Annotated in this window: 26 protein-coding genes; 15 read left to right on the plus strand and 11 right to left on the minus strand. The window is 32.7% G+C overall.

Features of this window, described 5'->3' with window-relative positions:
- Position 1: 1 nt before the first annotated feature.
- The 10 genes from Q0856_RS08965 to Q0856_RS09010 all read left to right on the plus strand — a co-directional run bounded on the left by Q0856_RS08965 (position 2) and on the right by Q0856_RS09010 (position 10,727).
- The gene (locus tag Q0856_RS08965) at positions 2 to 1,045 is read left to right on the plus strand and encodes a VWA domain-containing protein (protein ID WP_298478677.1); all 1,044 of its coding nucleotides are present in this window, start codon (positions 2 to 4) and stop codon (positions 1,043 to 1,045) included.
- Between the two features lie 4 nt (positions 1,046 to 1,049).
- On the plus strand, positions 1,050 to 1,940 hold the full coding sequence (locus Q0856_RS08970; RefSeq protein WP_298504272.1) for a tetratricopeptide repeat protein: 891 nt from the start codon (positions 1,050 to 1,052) through the stop codon (positions 1,938 to 1,940).
- Positions 1,940 to 3,724, plus strand: coding sequence for a BatD family protein (locus tag Q0856_RS08975; RefSeq protein ID WP_298478671.1), 1,785 nt, complete (start codon positions 1,940 to 1,942; stop codon positions 3,722 to 3,724). The genes Q0856_RS08970 and Q0856_RS08975 overlap by 1 nt, the downstream gene beginning before the upstream one ends.
- 2 nt (positions 3,725 to 3,726) lie before the next feature.
- Positions 3,727 to 4,488, plus strand: a complete 762-nt coding sequence (locus Q0856_RS08980) for a tetratricopeptide repeat protein (protein ID WP_298478668.1) — start codon at positions 3,727 to 3,729, stop codon at positions 4,486 to 4,488.
- Positions 4,489 to 4,547: 59 nt separating this feature from the next.
- Positions 4,548 to 4,850: a hypothetical protein gene (locus tag Q0856_RS08985; RefSeq protein ID WP_298478665.1), complete on the plus strand. Its 303-nt coding sequence runs from the start codon at positions 4,548 to 4,550 to the stop codon at positions 4,848 to 4,850.
- An 81-nt stretch (positions 4,851 to 4,931) separates the two neighbouring features.
- Positions 4,932 to 6,518: a SulP family inorganic anion transporter gene (locus tag Q0856_RS08990; protein WP_298478662.1), complete on the plus strand. Its 1,587-nt coding sequence runs from the start codon at positions 4,932 to 4,934 to the stop codon at positions 6,516 to 6,518.
- Positions 6,519 to 6,542: 24 nt separating this feature from the next.
- Positions 6,543 to 7,169, plus strand: a complete 627-nt coding sequence (locus tag Q0856_RS08995) for a carbonic anhydrase family protein (RefSeq protein WP_298478659.1) — start codon at positions 6,543 to 6,545, stop codon at positions 7,167 to 7,169.
- A gap of 173 nt (positions 7,170 to 7,342) precedes the next feature.
- Entirely contained in the window at positions 7,343 to 9,202 is a 1,860-nt protein-coding gene (locus tag Q0856_RS09000) for a SulP family inorganic anion transporter (protein ID WP_298504273.1), read from the plus strand.
- 97 nt (positions 9,203 to 9,299) lie between these two features.
- Positions 9,300 to 10,319 (plus strand): phenylalanine--tRNA ligase subunit alpha, encoded by a 1,020-nt coding sequence (gene pheS, locus Q0856_RS09005; protein ID WP_298478653.1) that lies wholly within the window; start codon positions 9,300 to 9,302, stop codon positions 10,317 to 10,319.
- A gap of 12 nt (positions 10,320 to 10,331) precedes the next feature.
- Positions 10,332 to 10,727, plus strand: coding sequence for a hypothetical protein (locus Q0856_RS09010; RefSeq protein ID WP_298504275.1), 396 nt, complete (start codon positions 10,332 to 10,334; stop codon positions 10,725 to 10,727).
- On the opposite strand, the gene Q0856_RS09015 is transcribed toward Q0856_RS09010, so the two are convergent.
- The gene (locus tag Q0856_RS09015) at positions 10,724 to 11,194 is read right to left on the minus strand and encodes a CYTH domain-containing protein (protein ID WP_298504276.1); all 471 of its coding nucleotides are present in this window, start codon (positions 11,192 to 11,194) and stop codon (positions 10,724 to 10,726) included. The genes Q0856_RS09010 and Q0856_RS09015 overlap by 4 nt on opposite strands.
- A gap of 51 nt (positions 11,195 to 11,245) precedes the next feature.
- Here Q0856_RS09015 and dinB point away from each other — a divergent pair, with 51 nt between their 5' ends.
- Positions 11,246 to 12,343, plus strand: a complete 1,098-nt coding sequence (dinB, locus tag Q0856_RS09020; RefSeq protein WP_298504277.1) for a DNA polymerase IV — start codon at positions 11,246 to 11,248, stop codon at positions 12,341 to 12,343.
- 133 nt (positions 12,344 to 12,476) lie between these two features.
- On the opposite strand, the gene Q0856_RS09025 is transcribed toward dinB, so the two are convergent.
- The 9 genes from Q0856_RS09025 to Q0856_RS09065 all read right to left on the minus strand — a co-directional run bounded on the left by Q0856_RS09025 (position 12,477) and on the right by Q0856_RS09065 (position 19,053).
- Entirely contained in the window at positions 12,477 to 12,866 is a 390-nt protein-coding gene (locus tag Q0856_RS09025; protein ID WP_298478641.1) for a cupredoxin domain-containing protein, read from the minus strand.
- A gap of 38 nt (positions 12,867 to 12,904) precedes the next feature.
- Complete coding sequence (locus tag Q0856_RS09030) at positions 12,905 to 13,453, minus strand: carboxymuconolactone decarboxylase family protein (protein ID WP_298478638.1); 549 nt, start codon at positions 13,451 to 13,453, stop codon at positions 12,905 to 12,907.
- Between the two features lie 26 nt (positions 13,454 to 13,479).
- The gene (locus Q0856_RS09035) at positions 13,480 to 13,635 is read right to left on the minus strand and encodes a hypothetical protein (protein ID WP_298504279.1); all 156 of its coding nucleotides are present in this window, start codon (positions 13,633 to 13,635) and stop codon (positions 13,480 to 13,482) included.
- 91 nt (positions 13,636 to 13,726) lie between these two features.
- The gene (locus tag Q0856_RS09040; protein WP_298504282.1) at positions 13,727 to 14,575 is read right to left on the minus strand and encodes a helix-turn-helix domain-containing protein; all 849 of its coding nucleotides are present in this window, start codon (positions 14,573 to 14,575) and stop codon (positions 13,727 to 13,729) included.
- A gap of 122 nt (positions 14,576 to 14,697) precedes the next feature.
- Positions 14,698 to 16,140, minus strand: coding sequence for a pyruvate kinase (gene pyk / locus Q0856_RS09045; protein WP_298478629.1), 1,443 nt, complete (start codon positions 16,138 to 16,140; stop codon positions 14,698 to 14,700).
- A gap of 2 nt (positions 16,141 to 16,142) precedes the next feature.
- Entirely contained in the window at positions 16,143 to 16,607 is a 465-nt protein-coding gene (locus tag Q0856_RS09050; RefSeq protein WP_298478626.1) for an IPExxxVDY family protein, read from the minus strand.
- A gap of 109 nt (positions 16,608 to 16,716) precedes the next feature.
- A complete protein-coding gene (rnc, locus tag Q0856_RS09055; RefSeq protein WP_298478624.1) occupies positions 16,717 to 17,454 on the minus strand; it encodes a ribonuclease III in 738 nt (245 codons plus the stop codon).
- A gap of 6 nt (positions 17,455 to 17,460) precedes the next feature.
- Complete coding sequence (gene fabF, locus Q0856_RS09060) at positions 17,461 to 18,711, minus strand: beta-ketoacyl-ACP synthase II (RefSeq protein ID WP_298478621.1); 1,251 nt, start codon at positions 18,709 to 18,711, stop codon at positions 17,461 to 17,463.
- Between the two features lie 108 nt (positions 18,712 to 18,819).
- Positions 18,820 to 19,053 (minus strand): acyl carrier protein, encoded by a 234-nt coding sequence (locus tag Q0856_RS09065; RefSeq protein ID WP_008269813.1) that lies wholly within the window; start codon positions 19,051 to 19,053, stop codon positions 18,820 to 18,822.
- 160 nt (positions 19,054 to 19,213) lie between these two features.
- Between Q0856_RS09065 and purN the strand changes: the two genes are divergently transcribed.
- The 4 genes from purN to Q0856_RS09085 all read left to right on the plus strand — a co-directional run bounded on the left by purN (position 19,214) and on the right by Q0856_RS09085 (position 23,411).
- A complete protein-coding gene (gene purN, locus Q0856_RS09070; RefSeq protein WP_298504284.1) occupies positions 19,214 to 19,783 on the plus strand; it encodes a phosphoribosylglycinamide formyltransferase in 570 nt (189 codons plus the stop codon).
- Positions 19,783 to 20,418 carry a ribonuclease H family protein gene (locus Q0856_RS09075; RefSeq protein ID WP_298478615.1) on the plus strand — a complete coding sequence of 212 codons (636 nt, stop codon included), beginning with the start codon at positions 19,783 to 19,785 and terminating at the stop codon, positions 20,416 to 20,418. The genes purN and Q0856_RS09075 overlap by 1 nt, the downstream gene beginning before the upstream one ends.
- Positions 20,419 to 20,540: 122 nt before the next feature.
- On the plus strand, positions 20,541 to 21,464 hold the full coding sequence (locus Q0856_RS09080; RefSeq protein ID WP_298504286.1) for a PfkB family carbohydrate kinase: 924 nt from the start codon (positions 20,541 to 20,543) through the stop codon (positions 21,462 to 21,464).
- A 48-nt stretch (positions 21,465 to 21,512) separates the two neighbouring features.
- The gene (locus tag Q0856_RS09085) at positions 21,513 to 23,411 is read left to right on the plus strand and encodes an amidophosphoribosyltransferase (RefSeq protein ID WP_298478609.1); all 1,899 of its coding nucleotides are present in this window, start codon (positions 21,513 to 21,515) and stop codon (positions 23,409 to 23,411) included.
- Positions 23,412 to 24,709: 1,298 nt separating this feature from the next.
- Here Q0856_RS09085 and Q0856_RS09090 read toward each other — a convergent pair.
- Positions 24,710 to 25,318 carry a superoxide dismutase gene (locus tag Q0856_RS09090; protein ID WP_298504288.1) on the minus strand — a complete coding sequence of 203 codons (609 nt, stop codon included), beginning with the start codon at positions 25,316 to 25,318 and terminating at the stop codon, positions 24,710 to 24,712.
- Positions 25,319 to 25,391 lie beyond the last annotated feature (73 nt).

The raw sequence follows: 25,391 nt of genomic DNA on the forward strand, positions 1-25,391 counted from the left end.
TATGATTCAGTTCGACGAAAAAATATATTTCTATCTGTTATTTATCATTCCCGTGATAATTATACTATTTCTATTGGTAATACTTTGGAAAAGAAAAACACAGAAAAAATTTGGTAATCCTTTATTGCTTAAAAAACTAACACCCAATAAATCGCATTTTAAATCTACTTTAAAGTTAATTCTCTTTCTTTTAGGTCTTGCTTTATTAATTATTGGTTTAGTAAATCCTAAAATTGGCACAAAATTAGAAACAGTAAAAAGAGAAGGAGTAGATATTGTCTTTGCCGTCGACGTTTCTAAAAGTATGCTAGCAGAAGATATTGCTCCTAATAGATTAGAAAAAGCAAAAAGATTAGTTTCTGAAATAATAAACCAGTTAGGAAGTGATCGTATCGGTATCATTGCTTATGCAGGACAAGCATACCCACAATTACCTATAACTACGGATTATGGTGCCGCAAAAATGTTCTTACAAAGTATGAACACCAATATGCTTACTTCCCAAGGTACTGCTATTAACGAAGCTATTGAACTTGCAACAACATACTATGATGATGATGAACAAACCAACAGAGTTCTCTTTATTATATCAGACGGAGAGGATCACTCTGAAGGCTTAACTTCCGATGCTGTTGATGAAGCTATTGAAGAAGGTATACAAATTTTTACTATCGGTGTTGGTAAAGCCAAAGGAGCTCCGATTCCGATAAAGCGAAATGGTATTGTAGAAACCTTAAAAAAAGATTCTCAAGGTGAAGTAGTAATTACCAAACTAAATGAAAAAGTACTAGTAGACATTGCTGATGAAGGTAATGGCGAATATATAGATGGCACAAATACAGAAGTAGCAGTTAATTTTATAAAGGAACAGTTACTAAAAATGGACAAAACAGAATTTGAAGCAAAACAATTTGCGGAATACAAAGACCAATTTCAATGGTTTTTAGCAGCCGGACTTCTATTTTTATTTTTAGATGTTTTTGTGTTAGATAAAAAAACCAAATGGTTAAAAAAATTAAATTTGTTTAACGAAAAAGAAGGATAATAAAATGAAAAAATACGTTCTATTTACTATTTTTCTTCTAGGCTATATTGGGTTTTCTCAGGAAGAAGATAAAGAAAAAATAAAGGCTTTAGAGGCTTCTAATAATTATACTTGGGATGCCAATAAAAACCTATCCGAAGATAAATTTGTGGATGCCGAAGTGGACTATAGAAAAGCTATTTCCAAAAGTTCCGAAAACGCAGCTGCTCCCTATAATTTAGGTAATGCTTATTACAAAAAAGAAACCTATAGCGAAGCTTTTGGACGTTTTAAGCAAGCTGGTGAAATTGCTACAAGTAAAGCCGACAAACATAAGGCCTATCATAATATGGGTAATGTTTTTATGAAACGTAAAGAATATGAAAAAGCCGTAGAGGCCTATAAAGAAGCTTTACGTAACAATCCTAAGGACGAAGAAACTCGTTACAACCTAGCTCTAGCCAAAGAAATGCTTAAAAAGCAACAAGACGAGCAAAAAAACGACGAGAACAAAGACAATAAAGACAATAAAGACAATAAAGACCAGGATAAAAAAGACCAAGATAAAAACGATAAAAAAGACAAAAACGAAGACAAAAAAGACGGGGACGAAGGAGACAAAGGAGATAAAGACAAAGATCAAGAGGATAAAAAAGAGGAAGGCGACCAAGGAGATAAAGGAGAGGATAAAAAGGAAGATAACAAAGAAGGCGATGGTGACGAAAAGAAAGAAGAGAAAAAACAACCAAACCAAGGCGACCAACAACAAAAACAACAACCTAGACCCAATCAATTATCTAAACAACAAGTTCAGAATTTGTTAGAGGCTATGCAAAATGAAGAAAAAAAGGTAAAAGATAAAATAGACGCTAAAAAAGTAAAAGGAGTTAAAGTTAAAAACGAAAAAGACTGGTAATGCCTAAACTATTTAAAATAAATATTCCCCTATTATGTTTAGTGTTCTTTAGCTTTATGGTAAAGGCCCAAGATGAGGGAGCTGTTACTTTTGAAATGAAACTTAGTAAAGAAAAACTAGGTATTAATGAACGCTTACGGGTAGATTTTGCCATGAATAAAGATGGTGACAATTTTACGCCACCAGATTTTAATGGTTTTAGAGTGCTTATGGGACCATCTCAATCTATTAGTTCCTCTTGGATTAATGGTGTTCGCAGTTATTCTAAAACATATTCTTACACCCTAGCTCCTACTGCTAGAGGTAAATTTACCATTAAACAAGCCTCCATTGTTATAGGTGGTAAAACGTACAAATCTTTAGCAAAAAAAATAGAAGTAACGGCAGCTGTAGATAAACCAAATGGAGAGCAATCTCCTGATTCTATTGCAGACGATAATTTACATTTAGTAGCAGAAGTTTCTAAAGCAAATCCATATCTAAATGAAGCAATTAGTGTCGTTTATAAATTATATGTAAGTCCGCAAATAAGTGTATCTAATTATCGTCCTTTGGACAACCCTAAGTACAACAATTTTTGGAGTCAAGATATGCAAGTTTCACGACTCAATGCTCAAAATGGGACATATAAAGGAAAATCCTATCGTTATGTGGTTTTAAAACGTGTTGTTTTATACCCCCAAAAATCGGGAGATTTAGAGATAGAACCTCTTTCATTAGAAGTAACAGTGGATGTACCTACCAATAAAAGAGATTTTTTCGGTAGTAGAGTATACACACAAACGAACAAAACCGTTTCCGCTGGTAACCGAACTATAAAAGTTAGGCCTTTACCAGATAAAGGAAAACCTGCAGATTTTAGTGGTGCTGTGGGCGATTTCGATTTTTCTGTAACCACTAGTAAAACACAATTAAATGCATCCGAGTCCCTACAAGCAAAGGTAGAAGTTAAAGGAAAAGGAAATTTAAAACTTTTTCAACTACCAAAACCTAACTTGCCTAGTTCTTTAGAAGTATATGAGCCAGAATTTAATGAAGGTATAAGAACCACACTATCGGGTATGCAAGGAAAGGTAAGCGATAGTTATACTGTTGTACCTGCTTATAAAGGAAAATACCCTATTCCTTCTATTTCTTTTAGTTATTTTAATCCAAAAACGGAACAATATATTACGGCGCATTCTAATGAAATATTGATAAATGTAATAAAGGGTCCGACCAATTCATCAACCAACAACAACCTAAACAACACCAGCAATAAACAAGTAGTGGTTTCTAACGGAGACGCTTTTCACTTTATTAAAACGAAATCCAATTTACATCCTATTAAAGCAAATTATTTCTTTGGTTCTACTCGTTTTTACTTATGGCTGTTATTACCTCTTTTTCTAATTCCTATTTACATTTTATTCCGTAAAAAAAGAGACGCTCTTTCCAATGATGTGGTTGGTAATAAAGTAAAAAAAGCAAATAGACTTGCAAAAAAATACCTTTCTACTGCTAAAGGTCAATTGGGTAATAAAGAAGATTTCTATGTAGCGTTAGAGAAAGCATTGCATAATTATTTAAAAGCTAAGTTAAAAATAGAAACATCTGAATTTAGTAAAGATAAAATTCAAGTTTTGTTGCGCGATAAAAAAGTGGACTCTAGCTCAATAGAAGGCTTTATACATCTTCTTACAAATTGCGAATCTGCACGTTATAGTCCATTCTCTAATGTGCAAATGCAACAAGATTATGATAAAGCAAGTGAGGTAATTTCATTAATGGATAAACAATTATAGGTATGCTTAAAAAAATAATATTCCTATTTATTCTTTGTGCAAACACTTTTGGATACGCACAAAATATCTCTCTTTTTGATAATGCTACTACAGCATACAACGATGGTGATTATAATACTGCTATTGAAAATTATTTAAAAATAGTTGAAAATGGAGAGCATTCTGCTGCCCTATATTATAATCTTGGCAATGCATACTATAAACTAAACCAGATTGCTCCAAGTATATATTACTACGAAAAAGCCCTATTATTAAAGCCAAATGATAGGGAAATTCTGAATAACTTAAGTTATGCGCAGAATATGACATTAGATGCTTTTGAAACCTTGCCAGAGACCGAATTCTCTAAATTTTACAAATCATTAATTGGCTTGTTTTCCTTTGACCAATGGAGTTATATAGCAATAGTATTCATATTTCTATTTGTACTGTTATATATTGCTTTTAAATACTTTAATTATTCTACCAAAAAACGTATTGCTTTTATTGGAAGTTTTGTTTCTTTATTTATAACTGCCTTAAGTATTCTTTTTGCTTTTTTACAGTACAAAGACTACAACGCTAAACAACCCGCAATTGTATTTACGGAAGAAATAGCTATTAAATCGGATCCAAACATTAACAGCCAAGAAGTTTTTCGTTTACACTCTGGAACTAAAGTAAATGTATTAGAAGAGCTTAAAGATTGGAGAAAAATAAGTCTTGTAGACGGGCAAACAGGTTGGGTCCTTATCGAAAATATTAAACTTCTTAAAGACTTTTAAATATTATTTAACTTTTTTAACCGTTTTAACTATTATATTTACCAAAATTCAAAAGAATAATGAATAGGTCTAATGTCCTTTCTATAGTATCTTTTTTTCTAATGTTTGTAATACTGTCTCCAACAATTGTAAGTTTGTTGGACGACAATGATAATTCTATTATTACTATTGAAATAACAGAAGAAGACAATAAAAAAGAAGAGAAAAAGGGTTTTGACGAGAAAGACATTTTCTTTTATTCAATTGATGACTTAAACACTTCAGGTATACAAGAAAGAAATACCATTTCTCATACGTATACTATGAAATATTATAATTCTACAATAGCCATATTTCTTCCTCCTCCAAAATTAAACGTGTAGTTAATTTCCATCTTTATATTTACTTAGTTTAATTGTACAACTTGTTTTTTGATAACTCAAAAGACATAATAATTTATTTTTATGTTCAAATATTTAAAAAATGACTTGCCCGCAAGTGTGGTTGTTTTCTTTGTAGCGTTGCCTTTATGTTTAGGTATTGCCCTTGCCAGTGGCGCACCTCTGTTTTCTGGCTTAATTGCCGGTATTATTGGGGGTATCGTTGTTGGCGCGATGAGTGGATCACATATTGGAGTAAGTGGTCCTGCAGCTGGTTTAGCAGCAATAGTTTTAGTAGCCATTACATCCTTAGGATATGAAAATTTCTTAGTAGCTGTAGTACTTGGTGGCATTATTCAAATAGTATTTGGTGTATTACGCCTTGGTATTATTGGATACTTCTTTCCTTCATCTGTAATTAAAGGAATGCTTACAGGAATTGGTATAATTATCATTCTAAAACAAATTCCATATTTCTTTGGAATGGGTAAAAATCCTGTTGGTAACTATGACTTTTTACAAGTTGAATGGGATAACTTAATCTCTGGACTTTTAAAAGCCATTAACGCTTTAATAAGTGGAAACATTAGCATTGGTGCTACCGTAATTGGCGTAATTGCATTGGCTATCTTACTTTTATGGTCAAACGTATTGTCTAAAAAAGGAAAAATATTTCAACTAGTACAAGGGCCTTTAGTAGCTGTTGTGGTAGGTATTATTTTCTACATAGTAACTAAAGGAGGTTCTCTAGAATTAGCATTAAATCAACTTGTAGAAGTACCTGCAAGCGTAGATGATATTAAGGAGCAAATAACGTTTCCTAATTTTGCAGCTATTGGAAATCCTGAAATTTGGATTACTGCTTTTACTATAGCTTTAGTTGCCTCTTTAGAGACTTTATTATGCGTTGAAGCAACAGATAAGTTAGACCCTCACAAAAATGTAACTCCTACGAATAGAGAATTATTTGCTCAAGGAACAGGAAATATAGTTTCTGGATTAATAGGAGGTTTACCAATAACACAAGTAATTGTAAGAAGTTCTGCGAACATCCAATCTGGAGGAAGAACTAAATTATCTGCCATTATACATGGATTCTTATTAATAGTATCTGTTCTTTTAATTCCTACATTACTAAATCAAATACCTTTAGCTGTTCTTGCTGCAGTATTATTTATAGTTGGTTTTAAATTAGCAAAACCATCTACTTTTGTAAATATGTACAAGTTAGGCTGGAAACAATTTGTACCCTTTATGGCAACGGTATTACCAATGGTAATCACTGGAGATTTATTACTTGGTATTGGGCTAGGTTTAGCGGTAGGTATTTTTATTATTTTACTTAAAAACTATCAAAATTCGCACTTCTTACACAAAGAAGGAGAAGATATTGATGATGGTAAAATTAAAATGACCTTAGCAGAAGAAGTTACTTTCTTTAACAAAGGAGCCATATTGAAAGAGTTAGACGGTTTACCAGAAGGCACTTATTTAGAGCTAGATGTTAGGAAAACCAGATATTTAGATAATGATATAATTGAGATTCTAGACGACTTTGCTTTTAAGGCAAAAGAAAGAAATATTAATATTAAAATAATATCGGAAAGAGGAGTTGCTGAAAATCCTCCAAGTTTTATCGAATTTTTTAAGCTTAGACCAAAATCAGCCTAAATTAATAACCATAAAAAATTATAAATGAAAGCACATACAAAAGAAACGCAAGCGGCTATTACCCCTAATTCAGCTATTGAACTTCTTAAGGAAGGTAATGCTAGATTTATAGCAAACAATAAAGTAAACAGAGACCTTTTAGACCAAATGAAAGATACCGCAAGCGGTCAATACCCATTTGCTACCATTTTAAGCTGTATTGATTCTAGAGTATCTTCAGAGCTAATATTTGATCAAGGTGTTGGAGATATCTTTAGTGCTAGAGTTGCTGGCAATATTGTTAATGAAGATATCCTTGGAAGTATTGAATTTGCATGTAAATTAGCCGGAACCAAAGTAATTGTTGTTTTAGGCCACACGGCGTGTGGCGCTGTAAAAGGGGCTTGTGACGGAGCTGAATTAGGTAATTTAACAATTTTGTTAGACAAAATTAAGCCTGCAGTAAATGCTGTAAAAGAGCCTACAAATAGCGACCTAAGAAATTCTAAAAATATAGATTTTGTAAATAATGTAGCAGCCAAAAACGTAGAACTAACGATAGATAATATTCGTACTAAAAGCCCCGTATTAGCTGAAATGGAAAAAAACAATGAAATAAAAATTGTTGGTGCCATGTATAATATTTCTACTGGCGGTGTAGATTTTTATTAAACATTAATGCTATAAACTACTATGTGGAAAGAGTCTTGGTATATACCAAGACTCTTTTTGTGTCTTATATTAAATTTTATACACAAAAAATAAATAACTTTATTTTTTGTGTATAAAACTCTTCCTAACCTATTTTTACAAAATCTATAATTACGCATAAATTTAACCTTTACATGAAAAATTTATTCTCTAACATAAAAGGAGATCTTTTCGGTGGCATTACTTCAGGAATAGTAGCATTACCATTAGCTCTTGCTTTTGGTGTATCTTCCGGATTAGGTCCTAGTGCCGGTTTATATGGCGCTATCTTTATTAGTTTTTTTGCTGCTCTTTTTGGAGGAACAAACACACAAATATCTGGCCCAACCGCTCCAATGACCGCCGTTAGTATGGTTGTAATTGCAGAAATAATTGCCGTTAACGATGGTGATATTTCTTTAGCTATACCCGCCATTCTTTCTGTATTTCTACTCGCAGGAATATTTCAAATTATTCTAGGAGTTTTGCGTATTGGTAAATACATAAAATATATACCATACCCCGTGGTTTCTGGCTTTATGACTGCCATAGGTATTATTATATTAATAACGCAAATTCTTCCTGCCATTGGTTATTATCCAAAAGAAGATGTAGACTATGTAAATACTTTTAAACCAAAAGCAGAAGAAATTATTTTAGATAATATTCTAAAGGAAGAAGCAGGAGAGGGTATTCTAGTCTTAGAAAATTTTGAAGAGACCATTAAAAGAGCTAAAAAAATAACCTCTAACGATATTCTAAGAGAGGCCAAAACCTTAGCTGGTTCTGAAGCCAAAGGAGTTTTAGGAACTTTTAAAGTACTATCTAGAGCTTTGCAAAATATTAACTGGTTAGAACTATGTTTAGCAATAGCTACTATTGTTATCATATTTGGTTTTAAGAGAATAACAACAACCATCCCAAGTACATTAGTTGCTTTAGTTCTTGTATCTGGTGTAGCATATGGTTTTGGATTACCATATATACCAATAGAAGAGATTCCCCAAGGTTTTCCAATGCCCAATATAGAGATACTAACAGAGTTTAAAATAAGTGCCGTAACACCCTATATTTTTACTGCACTTACTTTAGCATTATTAGGATCCATAGATTCTCTTTTAACCTCTGTAGTAGCAGACAATATGACCAAAACCAAACACAAACCTAACAAAGAATTAATTGGGCAAGGTATAGGAAATAGTATTGCTGCCATTTTTGGTGGTATTCCAGGGGCTGGAGCTACTATTAGGACTGTTGTAAATATAAACTCTGGTGGTAAAACAAAATTATCTGGAATGATTGCCGGTGTATTATTGCTAATTGTAATGTTAGCCTTAAGCACTGTTGCCTCGCAAATACCAGCAGCAGTTTTAGCTGGCATTTTAATTACCGTTGGTATAGGGGTTATGGACTATAAAGGCCTAAAAGCAATATCTACTTTACCTAAAGACATAAAAATAGGTCCTATTAAGTTAAGTTCTGAAGTACTGATTATGCTTTTAGTAATGGTACTTTCTTCTGTTTGGAATTTAGTTTATGCTGTTGGTATTGGTCTTATCATAGCATCTTTAATGTTCATGAAAAAAATAGGTGACCTTACCGCTAAAAAATCGGATGTTAAAACCTTATCCAAAGAAAAAGCTTGGTCAGATGAAATAGGCTTACCAATTAATTTACAGGAAAGAGTTTTTATTAAACACTTAAAAGGACCATTATTTTTTGGCTCCACAAGCGAATTTCAGGAACTAGCTAACCAAATACCAGAAACTGCTTCTACCGTAATTATTCGTCTTGGAAGAACCCAGTACATGGATCAATCTGGAGTATATGCCATGGAAGATGTTCTCGTAGATTTAGAAAAATCGAAAATAACCGTATTATTCATTGATGTTCTAGAGCAACCCAAACATATGATGGAACGTGTAGATATTATTCCTGACCTTGTTCCTAGAGAACATATTTTTAAAACATTTAAAGAATGTTTAGCTTGGGTCAAAGAGAATGTAAAAGAGTAACTATTTTTTGTGAAATGTTCTAGAACGGTAGCATATTTGGACAAAAATCGGTCGCTACTGCTCTAAATGTTTTAAATTTGCTGGTTTAGAAAGAATCATGATTGACAAAATTAAAGAACATATTGCCGAAGTAGAAAAATTTGCTACTGATTCTAAAGATGCGGTAGAAACTTTTCGAATTAAATATTTAGGTAAAAAAGGGTTGTTAAACGATTTCTTTGCGGAGTTTAAGAATGTTCCTAATGAACAAAAAAAAGAGTTCGGACAAACTATAAACAAACTCAAAAAGGCGGCAGAAGAAAAAGTTAACACTATAAAAAATGCTTTAGAAAAAACAACGGAAGAAACAGGAGCTTATGGCGATTTAACTCGTCCTGGAGAAGTTCTAAATTTAGGATCTCGTCATCCTATTTCCATTGTTAAAAACCAAATTATTGATATCTTTTCTAGAATAGGGTTCAACGTATCGGAAGGACCAGAAATTGAAGATGATTGGCATAATTTTACAGCCCTAAACCTACCAGAATACCACCCTGCTAGAGATATGCAGGATACTTTTTTTGTACAAACTAATCCGGATATTTTATTACGTACGCATACCTCATCTGTACAAGTACGTTATATGGAAAATAATAAACCACCTATACGCACCATTTCGCCAGGTAGGGTATACAGAAACGAAGCTATATCAGCACGATCACACTGTTTCTTTCACCAGATAGAAGGTTTATATATTGATAAAAATGTTTCTTTTGCCGATTTAAAACAAACCCTACAGTTCTTTACTACAGAGCTCTTTGGAAAATCTAAAATTAGATTACGCCCATCTTACTTTCCTTTTACGGAACCTAGTGCCGAGGTGGATGTTTATTGGGGACTAGAGACAGAAGCAGATTACAAGATTACCAAAGGTACTGGCTGGTTAGAAATTGGAGGTTGCGGTATGGTAGACCCAAATGTCTTAACTAATTGTGGCATAAACCCTGATGAATATTCTGGTTTTGCTTTTGGTGTTGGTATAGACCGTATTGCAATGTTATTATATCAAATAACAGACATTCGTTTATTAAGTGAGAATGATATTCGCTTTTTGGAGCAATTTAAAAGCGCATTATAAAACTCTTTTCCTTTGAAAAAAGATATTCATATTCCTGAAGTAACAGATATTTATATAGCCTTAATATATGAGTATAATGCTGATTTTAAAGCCAAAGAATGGAACGCTTATATTTTAAACGATAAAAACGTTCCCATTGAGCTTGTTTTTATAGTTTCTAAAGGTTTTGATGGTGATATAAAGACAGCAGCTATGCGACATAGTATGGCTGGTTTAGAACCTAAATCTTTTGCTAAATTAGAGTTTGTACAAGATGAAGTTTTAAAACTAAATAATGAATTTTTTGTAACCTTCTATTCTAAGGGGGTTCTATTTGAAAAGCGTTTTTTATTCAAAAAAGATACCGTAACTGAAAATAATACAATAAAGATTCCCTTACTTGGTATTAAAGGAATACTTGCCTCTTAAGCCCATTCTTTAAAGGGGCACTTACTTAATTGTGAGTTATAGTATTTCGTTATTCCAGAAACTTCCTTCCCCAACCATTTTGGCTTTTCAAAAGTTTCTTCTTCAGAAGATAATTCTACCTCAGCTATTACCAAACCCTTATTATCCCCAAAAAATTCATCTACTTCAAAAACATGATTTCCAACCAACACTTCATATCTAAACTTATCAATACTACCAGGTTCTGCTATTTTCAAAAGCTCTTCCGCTTCTAGTATCGTTATTTCTTTTTCCCACTCATACCTAGAAACTCCCGTATCATTGCCTTTTCCTTTTACTGTAATAAAGCCTCGTTCTCCCTTAATTCTAATGCGAACGGTACGTTCTGGGTGGGTATTTAGAAATCCTTGCACAATGCGCGTTTTAATTTTTGCTTCTTTCTTATAAGAATCAGAATTAACTAAAAATTTACGCTCTATTTCTACCATTTAAAAAAAGATTTTTATTTCTGTAAAAGTATATAAAGTTTACATTTGTTTATGTCCTCTAATATACCATTACGGAAAATAATTCATGTAGACATGGATGCTTTTTATGCATCTGTAGAAGAATTAGACAATCCTAGTTTAAAAGGGAAGCCTTTAGCTGTTGGCGGCAATGAAATAAGAGGAGTGGTCTCTGCTGCCAATTATGAAGCTAGGAAATTCGGAGTTCGTAGTGCAATGAGTGGTTTTATGGCGAAAAAAAATTGCCCTCATCTTACTTTCGTAAAACCCCGTTATGGACGATACAAAGAAATTTCAAAAAAAATAAGAGCTATCTTTTTTGAATATACCGATTTAGTAGAGCCTCTTTCTTTAGACGAAGCCTATTTAGATGTAACCACAAATAAGAAAGGAAATCCTTCCGCTTCGTTAATTGCCAAAGAAATTAGACAAAGAATTTTTGATGAGCTTGGTTTGGCCGCTTCAGCAGGAATATCCATTAACAAATTTATTGCCAAAGTAGCAAGTGATATAAACAAACCTAATGGACAAAAAACAGTAAACCCAGAAGAGGTTAATGCCTTTTTAGAGGGTTTAGAAATACGGAAATTTTACGGTGTGGGTAAAGTTACTACCCAAAAAATGTATACACTAGGAATCTTTACAGGAAAAGATTTAAAAAGTAAATCTCAAGAGTTCTTAGAAACAAATTTTGGAAAAAGTGGCGCGTATTACTTCAATGTGGTCCGTGGAATTCATACTAGTGAAGTTAAACCTCATAGAATCCCAAAATCTTTAGGTGCTGAGCGTACTTTTAATGAAAATTTAAGTAGTGAAATTTTTATGCTAGAACGCTTAGAAAATATTGCTATTGAATTAGAAAAACGCCTAAAAAAAACTAAGATCGCAGGAAAGACAATTACTTTAAAAATAAAATATAGCGATTTTACATTGCAAACACGTAGTAAAACGTTACCGTATTTTATAGCCAATAAAGACCTTATACTAGAAAATGCTAAAGAACTTTTATACCAAGAAAAGCTTCAAAACTCTGTACGCTTGTTAGGAATATCATTAACCAACTTAAATACAGAAGTTAAAGAAAAACCCAAAGAAAAAAGTATCGACGTTCAATTACGATTTGATTTCTAAACAAAACCCTACAAGGTAATATTGTAACCCAGTAAATAGGAACTTTCTGTTCCCAATAATCGTAAATGTTGAGAATAAAAAATCTCCGATATATAAAATATACCGAAGATTTATAAGCACAAACACCTAACCTTTATTGTACAATTAACGTATTGTCTGTCGCTGTTGGATTCATAGGGCAGAAATATACGTACTCCCCTTTAGCCAAAGTTGTAGGTTTAGATTTTTGGGTTTTTCCTGTTGCAACCACTTCTGTTACATAAGCAGTCTGAATATGATTTTCTGGCTTACTTATATCTTTTCCTTTTTGTACCAAAACAAAACCAACATCATGACCTACAGCATTATTTGCAATTTCAAAAACATAAGTTCCTGGAGAAACTGTAATCTGTTTTTGTGTAAATTCTCCTGAAGTTTGCTCTAAAGAAATTGTTTTTTGAGCCTTTTTCATCATTTTATCTTGGGCATTTGCCGAAAATGTTACTCCTAATACTAAAGCTACTATTGCTATTACTTTTTTCATCTTTTTAAAATTTAAAATTTATTATTTATTTGTGTTTATTATGCTTCTATTGTTTCTAAAGGTTCCGCTACAGGAAAATCTACAGGCACATTTGTTGTTTTATGTAAGTAGTTAGATATAGTTTTATCGCCCACTAAAACAATAGTATCTATTAAATTTTCTTTGGTCCAACCTGCACTAAAAAATTTCTCTACTACAGTACCGCTTGTCGCTCCGCGGTTTTCCGTAATGTTTTTAGATAATGCTGCTAATGCATCTAATTTGTTATCAAAAGAAGCTTTACCTGCTCTTAATTCTAATATTTGCGCGTCATTAAATCCGTTCATTTTACCTATTGCAGTATGTGCAGAAAGACAGTATGTACAGTTATTTACTTGGCTTACTGCCAAGTTTACTACTTCTTTTTCCTTTGCAGATAAAGATGTTTTGGCTCCAGATAAAGCTAAATAGTTTCCTAATGCATTTTCTGAATGCGCATAAGTAGCATAAAGGTTTGGTACAAACCCTACTGTTTTTTCTAAGTTGTCAAAAATTGCTTGGTTTGCAATACTTACTTCTTCTCTTTTTGGTACATTAAATTTGCTCATATTTTCTTATTTTTTAAAAACTATTGTTAATAGGATATAAATGGTTTCTCTGCATCACAATATAAATCATGATGGTGTTTTTGCTCACAATGGCTTTCTAAACTAAAAGTTTTAATTCCTGGCCTTTTAGTGTTTCCAAAAATCTCAATGAGATTAAAAATAGATGTATGTATGTTTTTCATCTTGTACTATTTTTTAATTACACTACAAAGATGCGATGAGAAACAACCTTTTTGTTATTACCTATTTCCCGATGACTTGTAAAAATTTCCTTTAGGCAAGGATTTCCTGCATTTCGCGATATTTTGAAGGAGAATAATTAGTCGTTTTTTTAAAAAAACGACTAAAATGAGCAGGATCATTGAATCCTAGTTCATAAGCAATCTCTTGGTTTTGCTTATCTGTAAATCGTATTAAACGTTTTGCCTCTAATGCTACTCTATCCAGAATTATTTGCTGTGGAGTCTTCTGGTTATAAATGGAAAACAGGTTAGAAAGTGTTTTAGGGCTTTTAAAAAGAAGCTCCGCATATTCGTTTACTTTTCTTTTTGTTTTATAATGTGTATCAACCAAAACATTAAACTTACGAATAATATCTATTTGATCATTATCTAGTCTTTTAACTACTAGTTGTTCTTTAGCAAGTCTTGTAGTAATAATTATTAACCTCTTTAAAAGCATTTGAAGCATATCTCCTTGTATTTTATCTGGAGTGGAGAATTCATCCAAAAACACTTCATATAATGTATTAAACTTACGCTCCTGTTCTTTAGGTATAGTAATTATAGGTAAGTCCTGAGTTCCAAAGAATAAAATACCATTACAGGAAACTTCACTATCATGATCAGAAATACAATAAAACTCTCTATTAAATAAGAAAGAAGTTAATGGTAAATTGGTATTTTTATAGGAGACATGCTGTAAATAGGTAGTGGTAACTAATTGATTGGGCTGTAACTGCACAGGAATATCATCAATCTTAATTTCTAAGACTTCCTTGTTCCTATTCCATAAAAAATTTATAGTCCCAGAAGTTAAAGAAAAATTATGGTGCTCTTTTTTAATGTCATCTGTTAATCCAAAAATAGAGCCTAATTTATAATCTAGGAATTCAAACTTCATACTATATATATTATTGTGCTATAAATTAGTCTAAAGATTACCCTATAACTTACGAAATCCTACAAAAACAAAAAGCCCAAACATTATGATGTTTGGGCTTTTATATAAGTTTTTACTTTTTCTTAAAAATTACAAGTTTCTATTTCTGTAACTCTCAATGTATTTACCATTCCTTTATCCTTTATGGGCATAGCGGCAAGGCTTATTAACATATCTCCTTCTTCTAAGAATCCTTTTTTGCATGCAATTTTATTTACATCTTCTAAAGTTTCATCCGTAGAGACATAACGATCATAATAAAATGCTTTAACTCCCCAAAGTAAATTTAGTTGTGTTAATATTCTTTTGTTTGATGTAAATACTAAGATATGTGCACTTGGTCTCCATGCGGAAATTTGAAATGCCGTATAACCACTATTTGTTAAAGTAGAAATTGCTTTTGCTTTAATTTCGTTAGCCATTAAAGATGCATGGTAACATACCGATTTTGTAATATATCTTTTAGTACGAATATGTGGTGGCTCTTGTGGCACTTTAATTAAATCTGAACCTTCTACACTTTCTAATATACTTGCCATTTTATCAATAACCTGTACTGGATAATTCCCGACAGAAGTTTCTCCAGAAAGCATCACTGCATCTGCCCCATCCATAACTGAGTTTGCTACATCATTAACCTCTGCTCTTGTAGGCGTAAGGCTTGTAATCATAGTTTCCATCATTTGGGTTGCTATAATTACTGGTATTCTTGCTTTTTTAGCACGTAGTACTAATTGTTTTTGAATAAGTGGAACCTCATGTGCAGGAACCTCAACTCCTAAATCTCCTCTGGCCACCATTAATCCATCGCAGTATGAAACTATTTTATCAATATTTTCAACTGCTTCTGGTTTTTCAATTTTTGCTATAATTGGAATTTTATGTTCCGAATGTTCTTGGATTATTTTTTGAAGGTCTATTAAATCTTGACTAAAACGAACAAAAGATAATGCAATCCAATCTACCTCTAGGGAGATAGCAAAAATGGCATCTTTAACATCTTTTTCTGTTAAAGCCGGTAGGGAAATATTTGTATTAGGAAGATTTACCCCTTTTTTAGATTTTAAAGGACCTCCTTGAATTACTTTAGCCTTAACCTCATCCTTTTTGTTGGTTGAAATTACTTCGAACATTAGCTTACCATCATCTAATAAAATACGTTCTCCGGCTTGTACATCTTCTGGAAACTTAGTGTAGTTCATATACACTCTTTCTGATGTTCCTTCAAAAGGTTTACCAGTAACAAAAGTAATTTCGTCTCCAGGAACAACAACAACTTCACCAGCCATTACACCAACACGTAATTTAGGACCCTGTAAATCTCCTAGAATAGAAACATTAGTTCCTAATTCATCATTAAGCTCTCTTATTATTTTAACACGCTCTGTAACATCTTCATAATCTGCATGAGAAAAATTTATTCTAAAGACATCGACCCCAGTATTGATCATATCTCTTAAAACTTCTTTTTTGCTTGTTGCAGGACCTAAGGTGGCTACTATTTTTGTCTTCTTTTGTCTTGGCATTGTTAAAATATTAAGTTGTTCTTAGATTTTAAATTTTCAGCATCTATTTCATATGCTGTTATTATTTTGGGTATGGTTACCAATGCTTTTAAAATAGTATCTACCATTTGTGCTTCATCCTCTTCAATTTTAAGAAAATAATCTATTTCCTTATGCTCTGGAATTAAATGATGCGTTGTAAAGGCAGGCTCATCTTTAAAAAGATTTGTTGATACAGTACTTTCTTCTTTTTTACTATTATTAGAAATAAGTGTCCAATACCTATCATTAATTTCATCTTCCCATTCAAAAAACGGAAAAGACACTGTATTGGATATGTCTAAATCTTTTCGAGATCTTTTAAAATTAGCTTTAAGACAGTTGTTTATCTCATATACCAAATTATAATCTGGTAAGCTACTATGCAGAGCAATTAAAATAAAAGCTTCTTCAAAAAAATCTCCAGTAATCTTGTGTACTGCTACCATAGGCCACAAAAAAGACAAATATAGGATTAATTAGCAATCTGCCTAATTAAGAAATTATAATAAAACGCCCTAATTTGTTACTATAACGTTATAGTGTTGAAAAAATAACCTAAGATTGGTTCATTTTATCTTGCAAAGCAAAATATGCTCTTTTAGACGCTCTTTCTTCTGCCTTTTTCTTTGATGTTGCTCGAGCTTTGGCAACGACAGTATCTGCAATAGACAATTTTACTGCGAAATGCTTTAAAGTATCGTTACCGGTATCTTCGTAAACATTATAATTAAATGTCTTTTTTTGTTTTTGACACCATTCAATTATTAGGCTTTTGTAACTAATTACTTTACCTTCTAACTGTTCTATATCTACATATGGTTTAACAACCTTATTTTCAATAAATATTTCACAATATTTATATCCTCTATCTAAGTATATTGCTCCTATCAATGCCTCAAAAACATTTCCGTGAATATTATCTCCAAAATGAGATTTTGGTATTCTACTTTCAACAAATTTTATGAGTTCTAAATCTTTTCCTAATTCGTTAAGATGTTCTCTACTTACAATTTTAGACCGCATCTTAGTTAAGTAACCTTCATCTCCTTCTGGAACTTCATTATAAAGGTATTTAGAAATTATGGTTCCTAGCATGGAATCTCCCAAAAACTCTAACCTCTCATAATTCATTGGAATACCATCACTATCTTTTACATTAGCTGACCTATGTAAAAATGCTTTTTTATAAATTCCTAAATTTTTAGGTTTAAAGCCTAGTATTGCCTTTATTCCCAAAAAAAAATTCCCATCCTCTTTAGAATGGGAATTAAATATATTTGATGGGAAATTCATCGATTCTTAGTTCATTTTTTTAAAAATAACACATGCATTGTGCCCTCCAAAACCAAAAGTATTGCTTAAAGCAACATTAACTTCTCTTTTTTGAGCCTTATTTAGTGTTAAATTTAATTTCGGATCAATTCTTTCGTCAACCGTAGTATGGTTAATTGTTGGAGGCACGATACTATGTTTCATAGCAAGAATAGATGCTATTGCTTCTATAGCTCCTGCTGCTCCAAGTAGGTGACCAGTCATGGACTTGGTAGAATTAATATTTATTTTCTCTGCATGCTCGCCAAATACTTCTGAAATTGCTTTAAGTTCTGCAACATCCCCTAAAGGCGTAGATGTTCCATGTGTATTAATAGCGTCTACATCTTCAGGATTTAATCCTGCATCTTTTAAACAATTTTGCATAACACGAACAACTCCTATTCCATCAGGATGCGGAGCGGTCATATGGTACGCGTCATTAGATAAACCTCCTCCTAAAACTTCGGCGTAAATTTTGGCGCCTCTTGCCTTAGCATGTTCATATTCTTCTAGAATTAATGCACCTGCACCTTCTCCTAAAACAAAACCATCTCGAGTAGCATCAAAAGGTCTAGAAGCCGTTTCTGGGCTATCATTTCTTCTAGATAAAGCGTGCATAGCTCCAAATCCTCCCATACCTGCAATAGTTACTGCTGCCTCACTTCCTCCTGTAACAATAACATCGCTATATCCTAATCGAATATTATTCATAGCATCTATCATTGCATTTGCTGAAGAAGCACATGCAGATACAGTAGTATAATTTGCTCCCATAAAACCATGTTTTATTGATATATTTCCTGGAGCAATATCTGCAATCATTTTAGGAATAAAGAAAGGGTTAAATCTAGGTGTACCATCTCCTTCTGCAAAGTTCATAACTTCATTCTGGAAAGTTTCTAGCCCACCAATACCAGCACCCCAAATAACGCCAACTCTAAATTTATCTACTTTATCTAAATCTAAGCCAGAATCTATAATTGCTTCATCTGAAGCAACTAAGGCATACTGTGCAAATTTATCCAATTTACGCGCTTCCTTTCTATCAAAATGATCTAATGCGTTAAAATTCTTTAACTCACACGCAAATTTAGTTTTAAACTTTTCCGTATCGTAATAAGTAACAGGCGCAGACCCACTCTTACCAGCGATTAAAGCATTCCAGTATTCTTCTATATTATTACCTATAGGCGTTAACGCGCCTAATCCAGTAACTACAACTCTTTTTAATTGCATTGAACCGGGTATTTATTATTCCTTAACTAAGGGGAAATTAAAAAAAAATATCCATGCGGCATACTAACCACATGGATAATTTAAAATCTTGTTCCAGTAATCATAGGATTACTTAGCTTCTTCTATATAGCTTATGGCTTGGCCAACTGTTGCGATATTTTCAGCTTGATCATCAGGAATTTGAATATCGAATTCTTTTTCGAATTCCATAATCAACTCAACAGTATCCAGTGAATCTGCCCCTAAGTCGTTAGTAAAGCTAGCTTCCGTTACCACTTCGTTTTCATCAACTCCTAATTTATCAACGATGATAGCTTTTACTCTTGATGCAATGTCTGACATAATAATATTGGTTTTAAAATTTAAATTGTTGGCAAAAATAAAAAACTTATGGTTTAATAACACTATTTGCCGTTAAAATGTCAACTAATTTAAACAAATTAAAAACAAGTGTGCTATTTTAGCCCTATAAATATTTTAATATATCACACCAATTCTTACTATGAAAAGTATTGTTCTATTTGCTTCTGGTTCTGGTTCTAATGTTGAAAACATAGTACAGTTTTTTCAGAATAAGACGAATGTAACTATTGCCTGCGTACTAACTAACAAAAGGGATGCCAAAGTTTTAGACCGATGCAACAGGCTAAATATCAATGCCCTATATTTTAATAGAAACGCATTCTCGAAAACAGATGCTGTATTAAAAGTACTAGAGTCTTTTAATCCAGATTTAATTGTTCTTGCAGGTTTTTTGTGGAAAATACCTAAAAATCTTATTCAGGCTTTTCCAAAAAAAATTATAAATATTCATCCTGCTTTATTACCTAAATACGGAGGCAAAGGTATGTATGGAGATTATGTACACGCTGCCATTAAAGAAAATAAAGAGACCGAAACTGGTATTACCATTCATTATGTGAATGAAAATTATGATGAAGGAGCGATAATACAACAAGAAAAAGTCGAAATCTTAAGTAACGATACCGTTCCAGAAATAGCAGAAAAAGTACATAATTTAGAATACGAACACTTTCCTAGAGTGATAGAAAAACTACTTTTAGAACAATAATGGCGGGCAAAAAGAAATTTTATGTCGTTTGGCAAGGAGTAAAACCTGGAATTTACACTAGCTGGAAAGAATGCAAAACTGCTATTACTGGTTTTAAAGGAGCGCAATACAAATCTTTTGACTCCTTAACCCTTGCTAAAACTGCATTTAATGGTAGTTACAATGACTACAAAGGGCAAAAACCAAATAAAGCCAAATTATCTAAAGAAGAACTTGCAAAATATGGTTTACCCAATTACAACTCTATTTCTGTAGATGCTGCCTCTAGTGGTAACCCTGGTATAATGGAATACCAAGGCGTGGATACCAAAACCGGAAAAAAATTATTTCACCAAGGTCCTTTTAAACAAGGAACAAATAATATTGGAGAGTTTTTAGCTTTAGTACATGGCTTAGCTTTTTTAAAAAAACACGATAGTGATAGAATTCTTTACACCGATTCTAGAACAGCAATGAGTTGGGTTCGAAAAAAAAATTGCAACACCAAGCTGAAACCCAATAAAAAAAACGAGGAACTTTTTATTCTAATTAAACGGGCTACAGATTGGTTACAAACTAATTCATATAATACCATCATAGTAAAATGGGAAACCAAAGCTTGGGGAGAAATTCCTGCCGATTTTGGCCGCAAATAATTCCGCCTAGTTGTTTTTTAACAAATTAATAAGTCTATTTATAAAATTTCACTAATTGATATAATTGGTTACTGTTTTTCGTTTTTCAAAGCCGTATATTTGCAGCTTAATTTTTATTAAAAATGGGTAAATTATTAATAGTAGGCACAGTTGCCTTTGACGCCATTGAAACTCCTTTTGGAAAAACCGATAAAATATTAGGAGGAGCTGCTACTTTTATTGGTTTAGCAGCCTCTCAATTTGATGTAGATTCTGCCATTGTTTCTGTGGTAGGAGAAGATTTTCCGGAAGAATATTTAAACCTTCTTACATCTAAAAACATAGACCTTTCTTCTTTAGAGATTGTAAAAGGAGGAAAAACCTTTTTCTGGGAAGGAAAATATCATAATGATTTAAATTCTAGAGATACAATTACTACAGAATTAAATGTATTAGCAGATTTTAATCCGGTTGTTCCTGAAAACTTTAAAGATGCTAATGTTGTTATGTTAGGAAATTTACACCCTAGCGTACAAATGAGTGTTATTAAGCAAATGGATAAGAAACCCGACCTTATCATTCTAGATACTATGAATTTCTGGATGGATAATGCCTTAGAAGAGTTGAAGGGCGTAATTAAAGAAATAGATATTTTAACTATTAATGATGAAGAAGCCAGACAATTAACTGGCGAATACTCTTTAGTTAAAGCGGCTAGTACTATCCTTAAAATGGGTCCAAAATATTTAGTTATTAAAAAAGGAGAACATGGTGCTTTATTATTCCATGATGACAAAGTATTCTTTGCTCCTGCGTTACCTCTAGAGGAAGTTTTTGACCCAACTGGTGCTGGAGATACTTTTGCAGGAGGATTTTCTGGGTATTTAGCAGCAACCAAAAACACTAGTTTTAATAATTTAAAAAATGCTGTAATACATGGTTCTAACCTTGCCTCTTTTTCGGTAGAGAAATTTGGAACGGAAAGAATGGAAAACTTACAAAGAGATGAAGTCAATAAAAGACTTCATCAATTTAAGACATTAACACAATTTGACATCGAATTATAATAATCTAACGCCCCAAATTTGGGGCTTTTTTAATACAACTACAAAGTAATGAGTGATGCCATTAAACATGAATGCGGAATTTCTGTAATACGACTACTAAAACCCCTAGAATATTATAAAGAAAAATACGGCACTGCATTTTATGGTGTAAACAAAATGTATCTAATGATGGAGAAACAGCACAATCGGGGGCAAGACGGTGCAGGTTTAGCCAGTATAAAGTTAGATATGGATGCCGGAGAAAGATACATGAGTAGAGTTCGTTCTGCGGAACAACTACCTATCCAAGACATTTTTGCGCAAATCAATAACAGAATTAATACCGCTTTTGCAGAAAACCCTGAGTACATTGACAATGTAGAATTACAAAAAAAGAACATTCCGTATATAGGAGAATTATTATTAGGTCATGTTCGTTATGGTACCTTTGGAAAGAACAGTATAGAAAGTGTTCACCCTTTTTTAAGACAAAACAACTGGATGCACCGTAACTTAATTGTTGCTGGTAATTTTAACATGACTAACGTTCATGAGCTTTTTGATAATCTTGTGCAAATTGGTCAGCATCCAAAAGAAATGGCAGATACTGTTACTGTTATGGAAAAAATTGGCCATTTCTTAGATGACGCTGTAGCTAAACTCTACAAGCAAATTAAAAAGGAAGGATACACAAAAAGAGAAGCTTCTAAACTAATTGCGGAACGCTTAAAAGTATCGAAAATTCTTAAGCGGGCTGCCAAAAATTTTGATGGTGGCTATGCTATGGCCGGACTTTTAGGGCATGGAGATGCTTTTGTATTAAGAGACCCTGGAGGCATTAGACCAGCATATTATTATAAAGATGATGAAGTTGTTGTTGTAGCCTCGGAAAGACCTGTTATACAAACCGTGTTTAATGTGCCATATGAATCTGTGCAAGAAATAGATCCAGGACATGCGCTTATTATTAAGAAAAGTGGTAGTACTTCTATTAAAGAAATATTAGAACCTACGGAAAGAAAAGCATGTTCTTTTGAACGTATTTATTTTTCTAGAGGAAGTGATAAAGAAATATACCAAGAAAGAAAAGAGCTTGGTAAATTACTTTTTCCTCAAATTCTTGATGCCATAGACCACGATATCAAAAAAACTGTTTTTTCTTATATACCAAATACTGCAGAGACTTCTTTCTTTGGTATGGTCAAAGAGGCTCAAAACTATTTAAATAAGAAAAAAGAAGAACAGATTCTATCCATTGGTTCTAAAATTACAAGTGAAGAACTACATGAAATATTAAAAATTCGTCCTAGAATAGAAAAAGTTGCTATTAAAGATGCTAAACTAAGAACTTTTATTACACAAGATAGTAGTAGGGATGATTTAGTAGCTCATGTATACGACATATCCTATGGGTCTGTAGATAAGGACGATAATCTTGTGATTATAGATGATAGTATTGTTCGGGGAACTACTCTTAAGAAAAGTATCCTTAAAATTTTAGATCGCTTAGAGCCTAAGAAAATTATAGTTGTATCCTCAGCTCCGCAAATTAGATACCCTGATTGTTACGGAATTGATATGGCCAAGCTAGAAGATTTTATTGCTTTTAGAGCTGCCCTAGATTTACATAAGGATAATAATACTATGCATCTTGTAGAAGAAATATATAAGAAATGTAAAAATCAATTATCTACAGACGATAAAGATGTTGTAAATTATGTGAAAGAGTTCTACAAACCTTTTACAGCGGAACAAATATCCATTAAAATTGGAGAACTTTTAAGCCCAAAAGATATAAGAGCTGAAGTTCAAATAATATATCAAAATATAGAAGGGTTACACCAAGCTTGTCCTAAAAACCTGGGCGATTGGTATTTTACAGGTAACTACCCCACACCAGGAGGGAATAGGGTTGTAAATAAAGCATTTATAAACTTTTACGAAGGAAAAAACGAAAGAGCCTATTAATAATTCTATCGATGAAATGCATATTATAGTGTATTTCATCGATAAAACCTACCTTTTAACGGCATTATAGTCTTTGTCCTATAACACAAGGCTATTTTAGACTTGCCATAGCATAAGTAGGTTAAGTTCATGGTAAGATTTGGGGCAAAAAAGGTGGAGTTACTACTCCGCCTTTTTTATTTGATACATTCTTATAGTATCCTAATACGTATATCCTATTTTTAAACTTTACACCTTTTAACCAATCTATACGTAGTTCAACTAATAGCTTTTTGTAGCATATATAAAGGATATACCTTTGCAGAACCATAGCATAAGTAGGTTAAGTTCATGGTAAGATTTGGGGAAAAGACGGGACAATGTTCCGTCTTTTATTTTTTATGCATTCTACAAAATAGAACTGCCAAATAACCAAACATAATTACCACCTAAAGTTCCAAAACAGCACTTTAACTAAAGTTACACCACATTCATCCAATACCTTTTACCCTAACTCTTCTTTACATTACCTTTGCAGAACCATAGCATAAGTAGGTTAAGTTCATGGTAAGATTTGGGGAAAAGACGGGACAATGTTCCGTCTTTTATTTTTTATGCATTCTACAAAATAGAACTGCCGAATAACCAGACATTATTACCACCTAAAGTTCCAAAACAGCACTTTAACTAAAGTTACACCACATTCATCCAATACCTTTTACCCTAACTCTTCTTTACATTACCTTTGCAGAACCATAGCATAAGTAGGTTAAGTTCATGGTAAGATTTGGGGAAAAGACGGGACAATGTTCCGTCTTTTATTTTTTATGCATTCTACAAAATAGAACTGCCAAATAACCAAACATAATTACCACCTAAAGTTCCAAAACAACACTTTAACTAAAGTTACACTACATTCGTCCAATACCTTTTACACTAACTCTTCTTTACATTACTTTTGGAGGACCATAGCATAAGTAGGTTAAGTTCATGGTAAGATTTGGGGAAAAAAGGCAGGGTTACACTCTGCCTTTTTTATTGCTGACACTCAAGCATTTAACAAGATTTACCCTTCATTTTTAGGATATTTAGAGAAAATAATTTTAAGGTTACTGTATAAAATTTCGCAAAATTCCTTTTTTATTTCCCACAATACCAGTAATTTAGTTTCGCCATAGCATAAGTAGGTTAAGTTTATGGTAAGATTTGGGACGAAAAGGGTGGAGACTTCTCCGCCCTTTTCTATGCCATAAAAACAAAAAAACCACCTTGTTAAAACAAGGTGGTTTTTTAATTTAGTACTGAGTAGTACTTATAAATTATTTATTTGCAGCGTATAACTCCGAAACTTTATCCCAATTGATAATATTAAAAAAAGCGTTAACGTAATCTGGTCTTCTGTTTTGGTAGTTTAAATAATATGCATGTTCCCAAACATCTAAGCCCAAAATAGGGAAACCACTACAACCAGACTCTGGCATAAGTGGATTATCTTGGTTAGGAGTAGAGCAAACTTCTACCTTACCACCTTTATGAACACATAGCCAAGCCCATCCAGAACCAAATCTTGTTCCTGCAGCCGTACTAAATGCGTTTTTAAATTCTTCAAAAGAACCACAAGCAGCATTTATTGCATCTGCTAATTCTCCAGAAGGTTCTCCTCCTCCATTAGGAGATAAGATTTCCCAAAATAAGGAATGATTATAAAAACCGCCTCCATTATTTCTTACTGCCCCATTAGACATATCTAAATTAGTAAGAATATCTTCTATAGATTTTCCTTCTAATTCTGAGCCTCCAATAGCGCCATTTAATTTAGTTGTATATCCGTTATGGTGCTTCGTATGGTGTATTTCCATAGTTCTTGCATCAATATGTGGTTCTAACGCATCGTATGCGTATGGTAATTTTGGTAATTCAAAAGCCATAATTATGTGTATTTATATATTAGTTTTGCATATCAAATTTACAGTATTTAACCATCACATTCAATTATTTCTT

Origin of the sequence: uncultured Maribacter sp. (genome assembly GCF_947496775.1) — a bacterium.
In the GTDB taxonomy this organism is placed as follows: Bacteria; Bacteroidota; Bacteroidia; order Flavobacteriales; family Flavobacteriaceae; genus Maribacter_B.

Excerpts from the sequence above, each read along its gene's own strand:
- pheS (WP_298478653.1), top strand. The coding sequence starts at position 9,300 with ATGATTGACAAAATTAAAGAACATATTGCCGAAGTAGAAAAATTTGCT.
- Q0856_RS09035 (WP_298504279.1), bottom strand. The coding sequence starts at position 13,635 with ATGAAAAACATACATACATCTATTTTTAATCTCATTGAGATTTTTGGA.
- Q0856_RS09025 (WP_298478641.1), bottom strand. The coding sequence starts at position 12,866 with ATGAAAAAAGTAATAGCAATAGTAGCTTTAGTATTAGGAGTAACATTT.
- Q0856_RS08980 (WP_298478668.1), top strand. The coding sequence starts at position 3,727 with ATGCTTAAAAAAATAATATTCCTATTTATTCTTTGTGCAAACACTTTT.
- Q0856_RS09090 (WP_298504288.1), bottom strand. The coding sequence starts at position 25,318 with ATGGCTTTTGAATTACCAAAATTACCATACGCATACGATGCGTTAGAA.
- Q0856_RS09040 (WP_298504282.1), bottom strand. The coding sequence starts at position 14,575 with ATGAAGTTTGAATTCCTAGATTATAAATTAGGCTCTATTTTTGGATTA.
- Q0856_RS09080 (WP_298504286.1), top strand. The coding sequence starts at position 20,541 with ATGGGTAAATTATTAATAGTAGGCACAGTTGCCTTTGACGCCATTGAA.
- fabF (WP_298478621.1), bottom strand. The coding sequence starts at position 18,711 with ATGCAATTAAAAAGAGTTGTAGTTACTGGATTAGGCGCGTTAACGCCT.
- Q0856_RS08965 (WP_298478677.1), top strand. The coding sequence starts at position 2 with ATGATTCAGTTCGACGAAAAAATATATTTCTATCTGTTATTTATCATT.
- Q0856_RS08970 (WP_298504272.1), top strand. The coding sequence starts at position 1,050 with ATGAAAAAATACGTTCTATTTACTATTTTTCTTCTAGGCTATATTGGG.
- Q0856_RS09030 (WP_298478638.1), bottom strand. The coding sequence starts at position 13,453 with ATGAGCAAATTTAATGTACCAAAAAGAGAAGAAGTAAGTATTGCAAAC.
- purN (WP_298504284.1), top strand. The coding sequence starts at position 19,214 with ATGAAAAGTATTGTTCTATTTGCTTCTGGTTCTGGTTCTAATGTTGAA.
- rnc (WP_298478624.1), bottom strand. The coding sequence starts at position 17,454 with ATGAATTTCCCATCAAATATATTTAATTCCCATTCTAAAGAGGATGGG.
- dinB (WP_298504277.1), top strand. The coding sequence starts at position 11,246 with ATGTCCTCTAATATACCATTACGGAAAATAATTCATGTAGACATGGAT.
- Q0856_RS08975 (WP_298478671.1), top strand. The coding sequence starts at position 1,940 with ATGCCTAAACTATTTAAAATAAATATTCCCCTATTATGTTTAGTGTTC.
- Q0856_RS08985 (WP_298478665.1), top strand. The coding sequence starts at position 4,548 with ATGAATAGGTCTAATGTCCTTTCTATAGTATCTTTTTTTCTAATGTTT.
- pyk (WP_298478629.1), bottom strand. The coding sequence starts at position 16,140 with ATGCCAAGACAAAAGAAGACAAAAATAGTAGCCACCTTAGGTCCTGCA.
- Q0856_RS09050 (WP_298478626.1), bottom strand. The coding sequence starts at position 16,607 with ATGGTAGCAGTACACAAGATTACTGGAGATTTTTTTGAAGAAGCTTTT.
- Q0856_RS08995 (WP_298478659.1), top strand. The coding sequence starts at position 6,543 with ATGAAAGCACATACAAAAGAAACGCAAGCGGCTATTACCCCTAATTCA.
- Q0856_RS09075 (WP_298478615.1), top strand. The coding sequence starts at position 19,783 with ATGGCGGGCAAAAAGAAATTTTATGTCGTTTGGCAAGGAGTAAAACCT.
- Q0856_RS08990 (WP_298478662.1), top strand. The coding sequence starts at position 4,932 with ATGTTCAAATATTTAAAAAATGACTTGCCCGCAAGTGTGGTTGTTTTC.
- Q0856_RS09065 (WP_008269813.1), bottom strand. The coding sequence starts at position 19,053 with ATGTCAGACATTGCATCAAGAGTAAAAGCTATCATCGTTGATAAATTA.
- Q0856_RS09015 (WP_298504276.1), bottom strand. The coding sequence starts at position 11,194 with ATGGTAGAAATAGAGCGTAAATTTTTAGTTAATTCTGATTCTTATAAG.
- Q0856_RS09085 (WP_298478609.1), top strand. The coding sequence starts at position 21,513 with ATGAGTGATGCCATTAAACATGAATGCGGAATTTCTGTAATACGACTA.
- Q0856_RS09000 (WP_298504273.1), top strand. The coding sequence starts at position 7,343 with ATGAAAAATTTATTCTCTAACATAAAAGGAGATCTTTTCGGTGGCATT.